This is a genomic window from Candidatus Brachybacter algidus, assembly GCF_016707225.1.
Taxonomy (GTDB): domain Bacteria; phylum Bacteroidota; class Bacteroidia; order Chitinophagales; family Saprospiraceae; genus Parvibacillus; species Parvibacillus algidus.
Map to the genome: position 1 here is coordinate 25,249 of NZ_JADJID010000003.1, position 18,083 is coordinate 43,331.

Below are 18,083 nucleotides of genomic sequence, written 5' to 3' on the forward strand. Positions count from 1 at the left end.
GTTGAAGACAACATGAGATTGTTATTTTTGCCGTTATAATAACGTTCTATATTTTGTATTTGATATTACAAGATTCATTAAGTTAATTATTATTAAAAAACCATAACATTAAAATACGCATGAAAAAATCGATTTTATTTTTTTTATTAATTTGTAATTTCTTATTCTTAGCAAATATTCAAGCCCAAGAAGTGGCCCCTGAAAATTGGTTCACCTCAGATTTCTCCGATAGTAAAGTAAGAGGAACTAGTGCAGACAAAGCTTATAAAGAATTATTAAATGGAATACCTAGTGTTCCGGTCATAGTTGCTGTCATAGATAGTGGCGTCGAAGCGGATCATGAAGATCTTGCTTCTCGTATGTGGGTCAACAAAGGTGAAATACCGAATAATGGCATTGATGATGATAAAAATGGCTACATAGATGATATCCATGGTTGGAATTTTATTGGCGGACCTAATGGTAAGAATGTAGGAGTAGATTCTTATGAAGCTACCAGAGTATATGTTTCATTAATGCCAAGATTCAAAAATGCAGATTCAACAAAAATCAGTAAGAAGGATAAAAAAGATTACGAAACCTATCGTAAACTGAAAGCAGATATTGAAACAAAGAAGGCTTCAGCTGAGGCCAATCTTGCACAGATTGAATCCACTCAAAATATGATCATGGGTCCATTAAAAGCTGTTCAAACAGCTCTTGGAAGAAAAAAAGCAACCTTAGAAAATGTAAATGCTATTGAAGAAGGCGAAGATCAACAACTTGCCATGGGTAAGATGATCATGTCTCAGATCCTCGGTTCCGGTCAGGTACCTACGACCAACATGGATTCTATCATGATATTTGTAGATGATGAACTAAGTGAAGGGATTAAGCACTTTAAAGATCAAGTAGAATACTCTTACAATACTGATTTTGATTCAAGGAAAGAGATAGTTGGTGACAATTATGCGGACTATAACGAGAGATATTATGGCAATAACGATGTTCAAGGTCCTGATGCCTTTCATGGCACTCATGTATCCGGCATTATTGCTGCTGATAGAAATAATAAAATAGGAATCAGAGGGATCGCTGACAATGCGCTTATCATGAGCGTAAGAGCTGTACCTGACGGTGATGAAAGAGATAAAGATATAGCAAACGCTATCAGATATGCAGTAGATAATGGAGCTAAGGTAATTAATATGAGCTTTGGTAAAGGATATTCACCAGGCAAAAAATATGTCGATGAAGCTGTAAAATATGCAGAGAAAAAAGATGTATTACTTGTTCACGCTGCCGGAAACTCTTCTGAAAATAATGATTCAACAGAGAACTATCCTAATGATGTATATAACAAAAAAGGAAAACCAAGCAAAAAAGTCGCAGCAAACTGGATCGAAGTAGGTGCGATGGACTGGCACGGTGGAGAAGATATGGCAGCTGAGTTTTCTAATTATGGCAAAAAAAATGTTGATATTTTTGCTCCTGGAGTTGATATTTATTCTACCATTCCAACTCAACAGTACAAAAATGCAAATGGTACTAGTATGGCTTCACCAGTAGTAGCCGGTGTCGCTGCAATGTTAAGATCTTACTTTCCAACGCTTTCAGCCAAGGACACTAAAGATATCTTATTAAAATCTTCCAAAAAGATGGATATAAAAGTCAAAAGACCCGGTTCTGATGAACTTGTACCTTTTAGTGAATTGAGTGCTACAGGTGGTTATGTGGATGCTTATGAGGCAGTCAAACTTGCATCTAAGAAAACCGGAAAGGCAATTAATATGGCAGGTAGGTCGTAAAATTTATTTCCTGCTTCTAATACAACAAAACCGAACGGCTTTAACACCGTTCGGTTTTTTATTGGAGACCAAGTGGTCTCAAAAAAATACACACACTTAAAATCACATTAGAAACGAGTTATAATTAGTTTTCACAAATGCTTTAATAATTCAATCAATACTTGTCTTCAATAAATACCGTTGAACTCTTATATAAAAAACATAACTGCTAACTCTAGGATAAATCAAGTATCATTTTACTTTAGCTAACACCTTGAAAAGGTGAGTAATTTACCCTATTACAAACAAGTGTATTTGGAGTTTTAAAAAGTGACCGATTAGAATATTTTTATTCTATAAAAAACATTATTTTTAACTGTAGAATTTATATTTTATTCATATTCAAGATATTGTGGAATTAAAAAATCTTGAACATTGACTGATGAGGAATACCCACTTCTTCAAATATTCCACCATCTATACTATAATCCATTGATAAGTAAAAGGCAACAGCCGTATCTCTTGCTGAGAGAACAATTTTTTTATATCCTTTATATTTTATCCATAATTCAACCTTGGTGACCATAATCTTTCCCAGTCCTTTACCTTGAAGTGCTGGAGATACGGCCACCTGCCTCATTTTTACAATATTTTGATCAACTTCCTTCAAAATCAGACACGCTCTAAGATTATTGCCATTATCATATAAGCCAAAATGATATTGGTCATATTCTAGTGCGAGATCCTCAGCTTTAAATTCCATATTTAAAGGTTTCCTTAGGACTTCTGTCCTCAACCAGACAGTGTCATCATATTCAGGACTGCCAAAAACGATTTCTATAAGTTGAAATTCCATATTATCTGATTAAAGTAAAACTACCTTTTTTAAAGTTCATTGCCCCATCGGATGTCGAATAACGAATGAAATAAACAAAAACTGCTGGATCCATAGGTCTTCCATTGAACAATCCATCCCATCCTATGGACTCTTCCCCCGGATAGAACTGATTTGCCCCAAAAACATTATTGCCCCAACGATCAAATATTTTGAATTCAATGATCTTTTCAATTTGAGGATGCTTTGGTATATAAAAGCGGTCATTTATTCCATCTCCATTGGGCGAGAAAATATTAGGCACGAAGATATCAATCTCATTATCCACAAAAATGGTAAGCTCATCTTCGTATTCGCATCCATATATATCAGTGAGCCATACTGATAAAAATTCAGTCTTACTAGGAAATATTTCAAACTTTTGTGTCCCAATTTCAGTAGTAAAACCATCAATACTGACTATTATACTATCAATTAGCTCTTTTGAAAAAGGAATTTCATAATTAACAGTATCACCAATTGTTATATATATGTCAGGACCTAATTCCAAAATGTTAGATGTTGTATTAGCTACTTCGAAAGAAAATTCATAGTTACAGTTTTTTGAATCCAGTATTTCAATGCTATGCATACCTGATTCCAAATCATAAAACTGTGCGTATGTGATGAATGTATTTGAATCAATAGAATAACTGAATGGAGGACTTCCACCTGTAACAGTGTTAATAAATAAATCTCCAGTATGGTCAGTGCAATCAATCACAATATCATAATCAGCTTCTTTAATAGAATCTGCTGCATTGTTCACAATGAATATGCTAGTATCAAGACATCCTGTTTGATTGTCTTCTACATAAAAATAATAATTTCCTGTTTGATCTACGAATTGAGAATCTCTTGCATTTGATGTGTAGAAAACATTGTTATTGAATGACCATGAAACTAAATAATCGTTAATATTTCTTCCATTCAAAAACAACTCTGTTTCCATGGTTGTGCAATCAAGAAAAGCAGAACCTGTGACTTCAATCTTAGGTTTTCTATTAATAAGAATATCCAATCTTGCAGTATCATTTTTACAAACATTATTGCTACGCGCTACACTGAACATTACAAGTGATCCACTGCCGAGCTTACTAATATCCAGTTCTCTTTTACTTGGATTAAAAGCTTGAATGATACCGGGGAAACTTTGGGGAAAAGCATACCAATTGCCAGCGTTAAGGACGTTACTTAAAATAGTATCAAGACCTATTTTAGTTCGGTCTTCAATACAAAAGTTCAATGAATTATCATCCCCAGCATATTTTGCCTGATCAATATTCAATGTAAGAATTAGCGAATCTGCGCATTGACCAAACCAATCACTTGTAGTTTTTAACACAAATTTCTGAGGATTTTGTCCATTATTATTTGTGTCAAAGAAATGGGAGGGAAGAGGAACAACTGTTCCAGTAGCATCCAAAATATTCCACAAAACACTCACTTGAGGCTTAAACAATGAGTCAAGATCGATGATTCCATAATTACTACAAATAGAAAGGTTATAAAGAGAAGGTGAAATATCTGCTGGTACAGGGCATGTGCAATCAATTATTTTTAATATTGTTTTATAATTTTTCTCTAAGCATGGCACTAAGCCAGAATTAGTTGAATAATTTATGGAATAATACCCGGTAGGTAATTTGCTAAGATCAATACTGTCATTCAAGATCGTTACCCCTGGTAATCCCGAAATATTCCAATTACCTGACTTATCACCAGATTGAATGAAATCTGGAAGAAAATATTTGGGAACTCCATTTGAGTTAAAGGTATTACAAAGCGAGATAGTATCCTCTATGACAGCAAATGGTGGATTATTCAGAACTATGTTAAAGGATTGAGCAGCGTTAATATCGCATGTCCGGAAAAGAGTGGTCAGACTATCTATAACCAAAGTGCCACTCTGAATTACCTGAATTTGTAAAATTCCACCCATTCCACTTAAAGGAAGAATAGATTGGATGCCATTCCACGTATAATACAAAGTCCCTACGTTGTAATTATAATTGATATCAAAACTTATATCTGATGGTCCACAAATCACAGTGTCCTTGATTCCAGAAATAATGGGCGGATCGAGCAACATTATATCCAATTCCCCATTTGCGTCACAACCACCTATAGATCCAGAGTATTTAATAGTGGTGGTGTTAATACCTGGTAGTAAAAAACCGTTAACCGAAGTGCCGTCTGCATTAACTACATAATTTATTTCTTGTATGTCACCATTCCAGGAAAGAGATGCACTAGAGCCTAACAAATTTATCGCAAATGAACCATCGCATGTTAATGAATCGAATTTGAATATAAAACCAGGGTTAGGATTAACTATGATTGTTTGGCATACAGTATCAGAAGACCCGCATTGATTGGTGCCAAATGCACATACTTGATAATTCCCTGTTGAAGTCCAGGTAGCAAATGCTGTATCTCCTTTAAAAATAACATTTGGATTACCCTGAAAGGTCCAATGCAAATCATTGCGAAGTGTGTCTGACGAAACAATAAAAATTGATTCCATCCCATTACATGGATTTACAGGTAAAAGAACTGGGGGCATAGGAACTGTCATTTGCTCTACTACAGGGGCATCGAAACTATAACTACAGACTAGTGATCCGAATAATGCGGTGATCACCAAACTATAATCGCCACTAACAGTAACATCTACTGACCCATTATTAGAAATAATGTTGCCCGCTTCATCCTTCCAAGAATAACCTAAAATTTGAAATGTATTAATATTTGAAATAAAATTTGAAGTGTCTAATTTTACAATTTTATTGATACAATCAATAGTATCCGTCAATATATCGACATTTAGCGCTGCTACAATCAAATTTATGTTGACAATGCTATCGCAGCCGTGGATCGTAGAAAGAGTATCTCTTATTAATTGAGTACTGGTATACTTTTTCTGTCCAATGGTCAATGTATCATTTTTGCATATGACAAGATCCTTTAAAGGAAGGTCATAAAAATTATTAATAGTAAAGGAAAGTGAATCTGGTGTCAATTGTCCGCAGATAGAAGTAGAAGCAATAAGTGTTTGGAGATTCCCAAAATTATTTCCTATATAAGTTTGGATGATTGGATCATAACTTTTTAAATATGAAATTCCATAAATCTCATAAATCCCTTCAGATAGCAAAGTCCAATCAGGTGTAGCTGTAATCTCAATAATTATACCATTTAAAATAATTACGTATTTGTAATCGTAATATAAAACATCTGCTTCTCCTAATGGAAAATTTATTGATGGTATAAACAAGCCCAAACCGGTGTCATTTTTACAATATTTTACATCATTAACTGCCATGATTCCCGCCTTAGAATCACAAGGTAAGCAGCTAATGCCTGTTGGATCACAGAATTTGAGCGTAAAACTTTTGATCAAACCATCATAAAATACGCCATTAATAATATGTAATTGCCATATACCATTAGCGCTGCCCGAATCAAAATCCTCAAGACATCCTGAATACGGATAATATGAACCCGTATAGTTTGCACCTATCGTCCATGAGGCTCCATTTGACCATGTATTTGGGAACCCACCATCGGGAGAAACAAGGTCTGAGCATGGATTCATTTGAATATCCCATTCTGTCCCATTCGTGAAGTTGCCAATTTGAGTTGGTCCAATTAAAGAAATACTTTGACCGTTAGGAGAGATTAATTCAATTCGTAGATTACCAATAAAATCGTGTTCAAAATTAATTTCAATACCACATAATCCCTGCAACGGGGATGCAAGGTCATTATTTATCAAACCATTAACACTACCTTGAACAAAAAAATCAGCACCTACCGGAATAGTGTTATTTATTTCGAATTTGCATTGTCCAAATCCTGATAAATGAAAAAGCAGACTTATAAAGATAAGTAGAAAGTACTTCACCTTTTCCTGTGTTGATGGGATTAAAGTACAAATATACATATAAAATCCAAGTCAATGATAATCATGGCTTTGACTATTAGGAACAGTTGCATCTTGTAAGCAAAATTAGAAATACAATTTTTCAAGGCAAATAAGCCAAAGCCAAAAAAAAAGCAGTCTGATCATCAAACTGCTTTTTTCCTTATATACCTGAATCTATCAATTAATGATAGTCACTCTCGAACTAATTATTTTCTTATCCAATTCGATTTTAACCACGTAATTCCCTGCAGCTCCAAACTGATCTCTATTAAGCTCGATATTGTTTTGACCAGCATTTACTGTTACTTTTGAACGTTTAATTTCCTTTCCGTTAGTGTCATAAATTACTAAATCTGCCTTCTGAAAAGAATCATTCTGAAAATCAAGTTTAACTTTACCATTTGAGGGATTGGGATAAACATTAGCATTTACAATGTCAATACTTTTGTTGTTCAGCATATTAAAGGGTAGATATTCAGTGGCGATTGGTAATGTCTCAGGATCAAAAAACATTTCTGAATAATTAAAAGATTCGTCGGCTTTAAATCTATAAGCAGATAATACTCTTATTACATCTCTAACCCTGCAATCATGAATTACAGTAAATTCTAATTCCAATAAATTTTTTCCAAAATATGGTTGTTGAACAGCATCAAAAACAGATGCAATCAGATCAGTATTACCAAGTGGAAATGGATTAATACTATTATCTGTCCAATCGGGCACATAGATAGTACCAATTTGTTTAAAATTTATGTTTTGCTCATCAAACTGAATACAAAACTGAAAACCTAACATCTCACTAATATCTTCTCTGACGGTAATCAGAAAAGTATGTTCAGTTCCTGCTTTAAGTAAGGTGTCCTGAAACTGGAAATGAATTGAGTCGACCTGCGCATCAACCTTATTGGATATGCCTGCAATAGCCAAGAGAAGCAGCATTAAAAATTTGTTCATAATAATTATAATTGTTGTTATTAAAAAATCGAATTTTAATTTATTCTATAAATTTTGTCCAATAGTTCTGACATATAAAGTATCAATCCAAAGACATCATTTATAGAGTAAATGAAATCCATTAAAATCAAATAAGCGTCTATATATACGCAAATGTAAGCAAATTATTAATATATACATTACATTTTATTGTAATACATATAAAAAATCAGGAAAGAAAATGCTTAATAAAAATAAAGACGATTAGGATTGCTTTTCTGCTGCTTGTCTTTTGGCTGTTAGTTGGCCAGTTAAAAAGTGAAACAGCATTATAAAATCGCTTGCCAAACTTAAAAAAGGGTATTTAAATGTAGCCGGTTTGTTTTTTTCAAAAAAGAAATGTCCTACCCAAGCAAAAGAATACGCCATCAATGGGCCGATTATAAACCAATTCCATTGTTTGGTAAAAAAACAATAAAAAAGAGTGGTAATGAATAATGATGTTCCAATGAAATGCAATATCCTACTTGTCCTGTTGCTGTGTTCAGTCAGATAATAAGGATAAAATTCTTTGAGTGATGTGTATTTTCTATCCATGAAAAGTTCATTAAGTTGACAAATCTAAATATTAATCGTGAACTTTCGAAGCTTTTGATTGAATATAATTGCCAATTGCGCCAATTTGGCATTGACACTTTTCTATTCGCGCCACAATGGCGCATTATTTGTTTGTAGATGCAATTTCAGCAGATAAAATCTCCGAAAATGACTTTGGAATATTGCTTGCAATAGCAATAATATAAAATATAAAACATCTTAACATGAACAAAATGCATTTCTATCGACCTATGATGACTGGATCTATACCAACATCAACACAATCAAAAACTACATCTATCCCTGCGTCCAATATTTCAAAGAGTCAAAAAGGCTATAATTTAGAAATAGCAGTGCCCGGCTTTAGTAAAGAAGAATTAGAGATAATCCTGGAAGAAGGCAACCTCAAGATCACTGGTAAATATGAAGTAGAAAAAGAAACTAAGGAGCAATTTATTCATAAGGGATTTACCAAGCAACCATTTGAAATTAGCTTCAAATTATCAGACACAATTGATAATGAAAACATTGATGCTAAAGTTGAAAATGGATTGCTCAGAATAAATCTAGGTTTGAAGACTGAAGCTCAAAAAGAAGTAAAAAACATTGCAATAATTTAAAAATCAAATAATGGAAAATTATATTAAGCCAGGATATTCATTTCGCCCATACAAAAATGTAGATAGTTTTTTCAACCAGGGACTTAACAACTTCTGGTCTAATGATAGCATTATAGATGTCCCCCAGCACAACGTGAAATCTACTGGAGAAAGCTATATTATAGAATTATCAGCACCAGGTCTGGAAAAAGATCAGTTTGATATAAGTATTGAAGACAATACTTTAACAATTAAAGTGGATCGGAAAAAATCTACTGAGCAAATTGACATGTTGAATCCAACATATCTAAAAAAAGAATTTTCATTTGAGAAATTTACACGTAGATTTCAATTGGATAAAAATATTTCAAAAGATAATTTGATTGCAACTTATGTCAACGGTATTCTTTCTATCACTCTTGCGAAAGCAAATATAGTTGATAGTAGAAAGAAAATAGAAATAGCCTAAAATCGCGTTTTAAAACACAAAAGCCCGGTCAAAATTGATCGGGCTTTTGTATTTATCTTCCAAAGAATTAAATTTTTACTTTGATATTTTAGCTTTTATTTTTACTCGAATCATATCACCTGGCATTGGTAAATTATCCTTTGTGATTTTATTATAATCTATAATATTTTCGATAGTGACGTCATTATACTGATCGGCAACATCGGCTATAGATTCCTTTTCACCAAGTCTGTGCATGATATATTCGACAACTTCTTCATCATCAGAAACATTAGCTAATGAAGTATTAATAAAATTGCCATCTTCCATCATCGATTTCACTTGAACGAACTGCTCACTCAATGGCTGAACTACAGTTTGTTTTGTGAGAAGTCCGACTTGTTGATTTTTAAAAGCATACAGTTTTAATGTTTGCCCTTCTTTAATTGAATTATTACTCATTCCATTCCAAAATTTAATGAGCGAATTAGATACTCGTGCATTAACGGCAATATCCTCAAGTCGTTCACCCTTAGATACGGTGTAAACTAGCTCGACGTACTCACTATCATCTGAAGGGTTGGAAGTAAGAATCATTTCATTCAATGGATGAGAGGACTTATCAAGAGCAGGCTGAGTATTTCTAAAATTATTCATCGACCTCAATGGCAAAATGATATTCATTGCATTCTCAGAGGCAGGAATATAACCTTGTCGATACATTGGATTGAGGGCTTTCATCACTTCGTAAGGAACGTTCAACCTGTTGGACAAAGCTCTTAAATCCACTTTACTATATAAGCTGGAAATTTCAGTGATCTGTAAATCAAGTTCAGGAAATGTAGGCTTTAACTTATGCTTCGTATAGTAATTAAATATATAGTTAATCGCTATAAATTTCGGAACATAATTTTGAGTTTCACGTGGCAGATATTTTCTGATAGTCCAGAAATCTTTTTCCCCGCCAGCAGATTTTATTGCATTAAGGACTCTATTGGGTCCGCAATTGTAGGCAGCTAATGCTAAACCCCAATCGCCAAATTGATCATAAAGTCTCGCTAAGAAGCGGGCTGCAGCCTCTGCAGATTTATTCGGATCTCTTCTTTCATCAACTACGCTATTGAAATTAAGACCCATATCTCTTGCTGTTCCCGGCATGAATTGCCATAATCCTATAGCGCCGGCTGGAGAAATTGCATTTGGATTTAATGAGGATTCGATGACAGAAATCATCTTAAGTTCTACAGGAAGGTTGTATTTATTGAGTGCTTGGTCGAAAAAAGGGAAGTACATGGTGGCCCTTCCTAATAAATGTTCCGATGTAGTGCGGTAAGATTTGACGTATGTCTGTAAAAACTTTTTTACTTCCGGTGTATATCTGATATCAATCGCAGAATTTAATTTCCTGAGTCTAACTTTAATCAGACTTTCGTCAAATTCATTTTCATCTTCGTCCGAAGGTGATGCTTCAGTATTGATGAAAGTTTTGTTGGTATGAGCCAACTTTGGCAATGTACTTATGCAAAAAACTGCCAGTACAATGAAAATTTTTAATTTCATTGTCAGTACTTTAGTTAATAAATAAGGTTTCTTAGCAACGTATTGCAATCGCAAAATTAGCACTATTCCTCACTTTAGCACTATATATTAAAAAAAAACACAGCACATTAACATATATAAACTACTCATATGTATCATTATTGACATATAATTTCAGCTAGTTCTGTGAAACTTAAAAGACTTTGTTGGCCTGTTTTCATGTCTTTTAAATTAATTTTATTTTGTCTCGACTCTTCTTCTCCGATTATTGCGACATGTGCATATCCAAGTTCATTTGCATAGGTCATCTGCTTTTGTAACTTAACAGGTTCAGGATATAATTCGCAAGCAATATTGAGTTTCCTAAGCATATTTTGAATTTTAATAGCATACCCGAATGAGTCTATGTCTAAGCATGCGATCAAGGTATTCTTTGAACCAAGGACGGATTCCGGGAAAAGCTTTTTTTCTTCAATCAGATCGTATATTCTTTCCACGCCAAATGAAATACCAACACCTGACACATCTTTCATGCCAAAAATCTCAGTTAGATTATCGTATCTTCCACCACCACCGATGCTCCCCATATTGGCGTCCTTAGCCTTTACCTCAAAAATACATCCTGTATAATAGCCCAGACCCCGAGCAAGTGTTGCGTCGAACAAAAGCTCATTTTTCAATCCATTTGAATCAAGAAATGATAAAACCCTTTCCATTTCAGAAATTCCAAGATGGCCCTGTTCAGACTGCATCTTAGCTTTTAGTTCTGGAAGTGTTGTAGTCGAGATCATATCCATCAATTTGGAGACATCTTTGGAATCAAATGCTTGTGATTCAAGCTCTTTGACCACTCCATCATTCCCAATCTTGTCAAGCTTGTCGATAATAATCGTAATCAAATTAAAATGATCTTTTAGTCCGGCACTTTCAGCAATTCCATAAAGAATTTTCCTATTGTTCCACCTGATTGTCACGGGTAGAGAAAGCTGATCGAATACCTCATCGTACAATCTGATCAATTCAGATTCATAAAAAAGTGAAGAACTACCCGCCACATCTGCATCACATTGATAAAATTCCTGGTAACGACCTCTTTGCGGTCGATCTGCTCTCCAAACAGGTTGAATCGCTGAACGTTTGAAGGGAAACTTAATATGCTGTCTGTTCATCACTATAAATCGCGCAAAAGGAACAGTCAAGTCGTACCTTAATCCTCTTTTAGATAGGTGAGTTATGGCTTTATTGCTATTCTTTGAGCCTAATATTTCCTCAGGTACATCTTTTAGAAAATCTCCATTATTAAGTACTTTGAAAAGCAGCCTATCGCCTTCATCTCCATAATTTCCTGATAATGTTTCAAGACTTTCCATGGCTGGAGTTTCTATAGAATCAAATCCAAATAAATGAAATTGGTTTTTAATTATATTAAAAATATAGTCCCTTTTTCTAATATCCAAGGGTAAAAAATCACGTGTACCTTTTGGTAATGTTGGCTTCAAGCTATTCTGATTTAGATTATAGACGCAAATGTAGCAGAATTCATGGAAAAATATCTACCTTCCAAGCAGCAAATAATGTAATAAATGCGTTTGTATTAACATCTATTACTGAGAGAATAAATTGAATCATGGATATATCGTTCCCATTGGATTATCACGAAAGAGACCTCATCACAGCTTGTGTTAGGCAGGAGGAATGGGCGATTCGCAAAGTTTATGAAGATTATTACAGGTTGATGATGTCCATTTGCTTGAGGTTCGCGGCGAATGAAAATGACGCCCAAGACCTTTTACACGATGGTTTTATCAAGGTGATTAATAATTTTTCAAAATTTCAAATTGGAACTTCACTACCATCATGGTTGCATCGGGTCATGGTCAATAGCTGCATAGATCATTACAGAAAGATGGTGCGACGTAAAACGGAAGATATAGATCAGGTCTATGGTAATCACTCACTCGATGCTGATGCAGTAAGCAAATACTCAGAACAAGAGATCCTAAATAGTATTCAACTGCTTAGCCCCACCTATAGAACTGTTTTCGTATTATATGCCATTGAAGGATTTTCTCACAAAGAAATCGGTGGCCATTTAGGTATCACCGAAAGTACTTCACGATCGAATCTAGTTAAAGCCAGATACAAATTGCAGGATATTTTAAGAAGAACTCATCGATAGTAGCATGAACAACGAAGAACTTTTTGATCAAATATTTAAAGACAAATTAGAAAATGTCTTTATCGGCCAACCAGATAATGCGTGGAATAAATTTTCAAGGGCATCAAAAATGAATGCCGCACGAGAAAGTCATTTCTTTGACCAGGCAATTAGTAGATCTTTATCAAACATTAACACTCCGATAATTGGAAATGAATGGCTAGCATTCAAGAACCATTGGGATACCCACACACATCTAATAGAAAACGAATTTGATAGCCAAATAAGGAACACGCTTCAAGCAAACAGATTGAAGCCAGATTCTCGAGCCCTATCAACACTTGAAAGTGCCTTATCTCAATCCAACCTCAGAAACAAAAACCTCATCCCTTCCAAGATAATTGAAGCAATATTAATGTCAATTATTTTGCTCTTATTATATATGTACACACCTTTACTACAGACAAGTAATGAGAAATCAAAACAAACAGTTCCATCAAAACAAGTCGATAGAGCAAGTATTGATCAACCAAATACAAATGCACAAGTTTCTTCATTAGTGACTAACACACGAATTCAGGATAAATATTATTCTAAAGATCTATCCAAAAATGTAAAAGTTCAAACAAATGATAGAGTAGCTAGCGCACCAGCTGATCCAGACAACTTGATGGTTCAAAATACTAATTCAAATATGTCTGTTTTGAATAATATAAATGTTGTTTATAACGAATTAAGAGAAAAACGAAATGATATAATAGAACCATCCATCAACTACTACTTAAAAAATAATGGTTTCGCGATTCAATCTAATCCGCTGACACAAGGTTTGAATGTCATGAGAAACATATCAAATGAAGATAATTCTCTAATTTTTAACAAATTGCATAATAGCGATATTCAACCGCGTTCAATTTATGCCAGTGAAAACTATCCAAACTACACTTCAATTCCATTTAATCAAAGTGACGGCAAAAAATTATTGTCAGCCATTTGGATTGGATTCAGGATAGGGCGTGCATTCGACTTAATAAGGACGCCAACGTATTCGGATAAAGGCAAATTAGTTTCAACTCAAAAAGTCCAGAGTACAATTCTTGCATTCAATGTGGAAGTTAAAAATGATTTTGTCAATTTGGAGACAGGTCTTAGTTATTCTTGTAAGAATTTTGGCTTTGAAGGTCCGCAGAATGAAATTGCACATTTTATTAATATTCCTTTGAGTATAAAGAAGGACTTTTTCCCTTCGAACAGATTTGTACCTTATTTTAAGGTCGGCCCTGATGTAACAATTGTAGCTGCGGCAACATACAAACCAATCGTTGAAAACGCAAACAGATTGCCAAAAGGTGATCAACTGGCTGCTCCATTATCTGGCTATCCGGACCAAAAAAACGAAGATGGAATAATAAATTCTGGAAAACTTAGCACAAATAGTTTCTTAGGCATTCATGGATCACTTGGGTTTGAAGCAAAAATCACTAATTCAAGTAAAATTACATTTGATATTTCCCAACAAATAAATCCCTTCGAAAAAGGCATAGGAATTAATAATCACAGGTTTTCAGAGAGATCGGTAACCCTCGGTTTCAAAAAATTATTATTCGAAAATTTATATTAAAGCAAACTAATCATTAATTTATTACGTTTAGGTAATCGAAGCATCTTTTTACAAAGTCTAATAATAAGACATCCCCTTTCAAAAAATTGAAGTTAATACTTAAAAGTTTATCATTAATTTGTTAATTATAATACTTTTTTGTTTTTCTGATACTAACTTTGCACTTTAATGGTCAAATGATTGTTAAGCCGTAATAATGATTAATATAAAACTATTTAATAACTAAAACACATTTTTTTAATTAAAACAAAAAGTATGAAAAAAATATTTGGATTTTGGAATCTATTGTTGTTAGCGACAACATCTATCTTTATGGTAAGCTGTGGTGATGACATTAAAGACCCCATAGACTTGACGTCTCCACTTACAGAGACTCATAATTTCGATGAAAAAGTGGATCAGGACCCTAATAATGAGCTTACAATTACTTTAAAGGCTGTAAAAGGGGTCGGTAACATATCATCATTGAATGTTAAAGAAAACGGTGTGAATCTTGATCCTTCAAGATTTGAATTGGGTGGTGATGCAGTAGCTTCGAGCACTGTAGCAATATTGGGTGCTGATCAACAAGGATTTACTAAAGAGTTTACACTTGATTTGCCAACAGTTACAGGTACTTATACTTATCTGTTCACTGTTACTGATGCAAATCAAAAGACTGACCAAGTTTCTGTTGAAATTAAAGTGAGAGGTCTTACTACAATTACTTCTGAAAAGCTTTACAACTTTGCAGGACCTTTGGCGAGTGGATTGAATCTATCTACAGGTAAGGCAGTAGCAAAAAACACTGATAACAATACTTGGCCGGGAGCTCACATCCTTGATGCAGGGAATGATTTAGTTGGAACTACAAATCCAACATACCCTTGGAAAGGCTCAATTACTAACTATGATGGAAGTGTCATTAGAAAGGTAGATAAAGCTGTTTGGAATTTTTCTATTGGCATACTTGATGTGAAGGTTGCTTTTGAAAGTAGTAGTGATTTAGCAGTTGCGAAATTGGTCGTTGGTGATGTGTATGTTGTGAAAAAAGGAGAAGATTATTTCTTAATCAGAGTAAAATCAGTAGTTGATGATGGCATGAATCAAGGTGGTTCAGGTTCAAATGTTGATTATTCTGAATTTGAAATTAAAAATTAACCAATTTTGAAAGGGATGTTCTAAGCGATCATTCATTTCTAAAATGAAATCTTTTAATTAAGCCTTCGACTTTAATTTAGTCGAAGGCTTTTTTTATAAAAGTCTTTTAACTTTACTATTTTTAAGGATAACATGCGCTCCTTCTATTGAATCCTCCAGTAATACAATTCCCGGAGATTTGCCAACTTCAAGACTTCCAAGATTCTCATCAAAGCCTAAAGCCTTGGCTCCATTAAGTGTAGCCCACTTTAAAAGCTCAAATACTTCAATATCCGGATAGTGCTGTTCAATAGTCTTTAATTCCTCAAGAATGCTAAGTTGCCAATTGGAAGTCAGACTATCAGTACCAACAGTCATCTTACAATCATTAGAAATAAAATTCTGATATTCAGGCAATTTACCCTCTATGTACATATTAGCATTAGGACAAGTACACCAATAAACCTCTTTAAGCTTACTTCGTGCAAATACTATATCCTCCTGGCACATCGTAGTATTATGCACCAACAAAGTTCTTAAATTGAGATCCATGTGATCCAGGGAATAATGGATTGAAGAATGACCAATAGGATTAAAATGATCGAGCTCATTCCCCAGCGTATTGTAAAAATCAACAAATCCTCCAGATTTTGACATAAATAATTCATTCTCAGCGGTTGTCTCTTCATTGTGCAGACTTACTACACTTTGTTTATTGTTCAAAAGATTGATAGCGTCGAACAATTCAGGTGTGACAGAATAAGGAGCGTGAGGAACTGCAGATCTTCTGTGTCTGCCATCAGAAGGAGCTTCATGATATACTTGATTGTATTGTTTAATTACGCGTTCTGTCCATGATGGGTTCAGCATATCAAAATACTCAACAAATGTGTAGTATTGCAACTTACTTTTCAATTTGAAAGGGAAGGTATGGTTCATGTTACTAATGTCACCAACAGCCATGATACCATTGTCAAACATTTCCTGATCAGCCAATTGAATTGCATTAAGAATGTCTTGAATTTCAAAATTTCTTTTGCTGACCACTTCTTTAATAAAAGAAATAAGGCCTAGTCCTGTTGGCACAAGTCCTTTCATATGGGATAGCTCAAGATGGCAGTGCGTATTGATAAAGCCTGGAATAATGACCCCCTTATAATACTCAATATTTGGCTGGGTGGAGTCAAAAGTAGCAGAAATTTCCAGTATTTTACCTTCAGAATCCACTGTGATCAACCCATTTTTAATTGGGTTATGTGAAATAGGTATAATCCAATCAGCAGAAATCTTTCTAATCATCAGATATAGCTATTATGACAGCCTAAGATCATGAATCACAAGACCATTCCGTATTCTAGGTTCAAACCACGTACTCTTTGGAGGCAATGTGAGCCCCAGATCAGAGACTTTTTGAAAATCTTCAAAATCAATAGGATAAAGGTAAAAGCCAACATTGTTACCTGCTTTTTTGAAAGATTTATAAAAACCTTCCCACCCTTTGTAGCCTTCCACATATTTTATACGATCATCTGTTCTTACATCCTTCATTTCGAATAGGTCCTTAAAAAGTACCGCATTGATTAGTGCTGTATCTAAAACTAATGGCTCATCTTTATATTTCTCAAGCAAAGAAGGTTTCCAGACACATGAATAGATGTTACTACCAGATGTCATTAAGAAATTAAATTTAAACTTTGGAGTGAAAGGCTTTTTTATCTTTTCAACAAAACAATATCCTTTGAGTTTTTTCATCATTAAATCCCAATCCCAATTATCAGAAAGGCTTATTATTCTATTGAAAGGATGAATCTGCAATCCACTAAATGGAATGTATACAGACAAAACGTAATCGCCGATCTCTGAACCAGATTCATTGCCATATCTTGAAAAAGTCGAGAGTCGGTGGTGACCGTCCGCTATGTAAACACGCTTTAATTCATTTTCAAAGAAAGTAGTGATGTGCTCAATAGACTTAGGATCTGAAACAGTCCAGAAAGTATGTTTTTCGTCTTTATCATCAAAATGGAAATGCTGTACTAAATTATTGTCAGTTTTCAAAGTCTCCAGGTAGTCGTCAAAGACTTCATGCGAGGGATAAGCAAGAAGCACAGGCTTAACCATAGATTTTCTCACTGAAATTAATTTAATTTGCTCGAGTTCTTTTTCTTCCAGAGTCTTTTCGTGTCTCAATATATTGCCATCACGATAATCCTGAATATTAGTCAAACAAATTAACCCTTTTGAGCTCAAAGCTTTTCCTTCGATATTGTAAAGCACAAAATGAGGCACCTCACTCCGTTTGAGTTTCCTTTCCATATCTTCATCCTGAAAGCTGTTACGCACATTATCTGTAAAATCATCAATATTGTCAATGACAGAAGTATCAGGATAAACTGCAAGGAAAGTTTTAATATGCATTATTTACGTTTTATAATTTCCATATTCGAACACAATATTAATTGAAATATTGCACAATTTAATTGCTTTAAAATTTGATT

Annotated in this window: 14 protein-coding genes; 6 read left to right on the forward strand and 8 right to left on the reverse strand. The window is 34.2% G+C overall.

Going from position 1 to position 18,083, the window contains the following annotated elements; genetic code table 11:
* The first annotated feature begins 119 nt into the window (after window positions 1-119).
* Window positions 120-1,787 (forward strand): S8 family peptidase, encoded by a 1,668-nt coding sequence (locus IPI15_RS10010; RefSeq protein WP_287401448.1) that lies wholly within the window; start codon window positions 120-122, stop codon window positions 1,785-1,787.
* Window positions 1,788-2,184: 397 nt separating this feature from the next.
* On the opposite strand, the gene IPI15_RS10015 is transcribed toward IPI15_RS10010, so the two are convergent.
* The 4 genes from IPI15_RS10015 to IPI15_RS10030 form a co-directional block, all read right to left on the reverse strand.
* Window positions 2,185-2,622, reverse strand: coding sequence for a GNAT family N-acetyltransferase (locus IPI15_RS10015; RefSeq protein WP_287401449.1), 438 nt, complete (start codon window positions 2,620-2,622; stop codon window positions 2,185-2,187).
* Between the two features lies 1 nt (window position 2,623).
* Window positions 2,624-6,547, reverse strand: a complete 3,924-nt coding sequence (locus tag IPI15_RS10020; RefSeq protein ID WP_287420109.1) for a T9SS type B sorting domain-containing protein — start codon at window positions 6,545-6,547, stop codon at window positions 2,624-2,626.
* Window positions 6,548-6,745: 198 nt separating this feature from the next.
* Window positions 6,746-7,525, reverse strand: coding sequence for a T9SS type A sorting domain-containing protein (locus IPI15_RS10025; protein ID WP_287420111.1), 780 nt, complete (start codon window positions 7,523-7,525; stop codon window positions 6,746-6,748).
* A 243-nt stretch (window positions 7,526-7,768) separates the two neighbouring features.
* The gene (locus IPI15_RS10030) at window positions 7,769-8,101 is read right to left on the reverse strand and encodes an Mpo1-like protein (RefSeq protein ID WP_287401452.1); all 333 of its coding nucleotides are present in this window, start codon (window positions 8,099-8,101) and stop codon (window positions 7,769-7,771) included.
* Between the two features lie 224 nt (window positions 8,102-8,325).
* Here IPI15_RS10030 and IPI15_RS10035 point away from each other — a divergent pair, with 224 nt between their 5' ends.
* Together IPI15_RS10035 and IPI15_RS10040 are read left to right on the forward strand one after the other, a co-directional pair.
* The gene (locus IPI15_RS10035; RefSeq protein WP_287420113.1) at window positions 8,326-8,721 is read left to right on the forward strand and encodes an Hsp20 family protein; all 396 of its coding nucleotides are present in this window, start codon (window positions 8,326-8,328) and stop codon (window positions 8,719-8,721) included.
* A 10-nt stretch (window positions 8,722-8,731) separates the two neighbouring features.
* Complete coding sequence (locus IPI15_RS10040) at window positions 8,732-9,169, forward strand: Hsp20/alpha crystallin family protein (RefSeq protein ID WP_287420115.1); 438 nt, start codon at window positions 8,732-8,734, stop codon at window positions 9,167-9,169.
* 75 nt (window positions 9,170-9,244) lie between these two features.
* Here IPI15_RS10040 and IPI15_RS10045 read toward each other — a convergent pair whose 3' ends face one another.
* Together IPI15_RS10045 and hisS are read right to left on the reverse strand one after the other, a co-directional pair.
* A complete protein-coding gene (locus tag IPI15_RS10045; RefSeq protein ID WP_287420117.1) occupies window positions 9,245-10,708 on the reverse strand; it encodes a lytic transglycosylase domain-containing protein in 1,464 nt (487 codons plus the stop codon).
* A 137-nt stretch (window positions 10,709-10,845) separates the two neighbouring features.
* Window positions 10,846-12,186 (reverse strand): histidine--tRNA ligase, encoded by a 1,341-nt coding sequence (gene hisS, locus IPI15_RS10050; protein WP_287420119.1) that lies wholly within the window; start codon window positions 12,184-12,186, stop codon window positions 10,846-10,848.
* Between the two features lie 128 nt (window positions 12,187-12,314).
* Here hisS and IPI15_RS10055 point away from each other — a divergent pair, with 128 nt between their 5' ends.
* The 3 genes from IPI15_RS10055 (at window position 12,315) to IPI15_RS10065 (ending at window position 15,606) form a co-directional block, all read left to right on the forward strand.
* Complete coding sequence (locus IPI15_RS10055) at window positions 12,315-12,866, forward strand: RNA polymerase sigma factor (RefSeq protein ID WP_287401457.1); 552 nt, start codon at window positions 12,315-12,317, stop codon at window positions 12,864-12,866.
* Between the two features lie 4 nt (window positions 12,867-12,870).
* Window positions 12,871-14,466 (forward strand): hypothetical protein, encoded by a 1,596-nt coding sequence (locus IPI15_RS10060; protein ID WP_287401458.1) that lies wholly within the window; start codon window positions 12,871-12,873, stop codon window positions 14,464-14,466.
* 255 nt (window positions 14,467-14,721) lie between these two features.
* Complete coding sequence (locus tag IPI15_RS10065) at window positions 14,722-15,606, forward strand: hypothetical protein (protein WP_287420120.1); 885 nt, start codon at window positions 14,722-14,724, stop codon at window positions 15,604-15,606.
* 93 nt (window positions 15,607-15,699) lie between these two features.
* Here IPI15_RS10065 and IPI15_RS10070 read toward each other — a convergent pair whose 3' ends face one another.
* Both IPI15_RS10070 and IPI15_RS10075 read right to left on the reverse strand, forming a co-directional pair.
* Window positions 15,700-16,884, reverse strand: coding sequence for an amidohydrolase family protein (locus IPI15_RS10070; protein WP_287420122.1), 1,185 nt, complete (start codon window positions 16,882-16,884; stop codon window positions 15,700-15,702).
* Window positions 16,885-16,896: 12 nt separating this feature from the next.
* Window positions 16,897-18,003, reverse strand: a complete 1,107-nt coding sequence (locus IPI15_RS10075; RefSeq protein ID WP_287420124.1) for a DUF1015 family protein — start codon at window positions 18,001-18,003, stop codon at window positions 16,897-16,899.
* Between the last annotated feature and the right edge of the window lie 80 nt (window positions 18,004-18,083).

What these genes read in the sequence shown, in the direction of transcription:
- IPI15_RS10010 (WP_287401448.1), top strand. Translation starts at nt 120, where the DNA reads ATGAAAAAATCGATTTTATTTTTTTTATTAATTTGTAATTTCTTATTC.
- IPI15_RS10015 (WP_287401449.1), bottom strand. Translation starts at nt 2,622, where the DNA reads ATGGAATTTCAACTTATAGAAATCGTTTTTGGCAGTCCTGAATATGAT.
- IPI15_RS10025 (WP_287420111.1), bottom strand. Translation starts at nt 7,525, where the DNA reads ATGAACAAATTTTTAATGCTGCTTCTCTTGGCTATTGCAGGCATATCC.
- IPI15_RS10030 (WP_287401452.1), bottom strand. Translation starts at nt 8,101, where the DNA reads ATGGATAGAAAATACACATCACTCAAAGAATTTTATCCTTATTATCTG.
- IPI15_RS10035 (WP_287420113.1), top strand. Translation starts at nt 8,326, where the DNA reads ATGAACAAAATGCATTTCTATCGACCTATGATGACTGGATCTATACCA.
- IPI15_RS10040 (WP_287420115.1), top strand. Translation starts at nt 8,732, where the DNA reads ATGGAAAATTATATTAAGCCAGGATATTCATTTCGCCCATACAAAAAT.
- IPI15_RS10045 (WP_287420117.1), bottom strand. Translation starts at nt 10,708, where the DNA reads ATGAAATTAAAAATTTTCATTGTACTGGCAGTTTTTTGCATAAGTACA.
- IPI15_RS10055 (WP_287401457.1), top strand. Translation starts at nt 12,315, where the DNA reads ATGGATATATCGTTCCCATTGGATTATCACGAAAGAGACCTCATCACA.
- IPI15_RS10060 (WP_287401458.1), top strand. Translation starts at nt 12,871, where the DNA reads ATGAACAACGAAGAACTTTTTGATCAAATATTTAAAGACAAATTAGAA.
- IPI15_RS10065 (WP_287420120.1), top strand. Translation starts at nt 14,722, where the DNA reads ATGAAAAAAATATTTGGATTTTGGAATCTATTGTTGTTAGCGACAACA.
- IPI15_RS10070 (WP_287420122.1), bottom strand. Translation starts at nt 16,884, where the DNA reads ATGATTAGAAAGATTTCTGCTGATTGGATTATACCTATTTCACATAAC.
- IPI15_RS10075 (WP_287420124.1), bottom strand. Translation starts at nt 18,003, where the DNA reads ATGCATATTAAAACTTTCCTTGCAGTTTATCCTGATACTTCTGTCATT.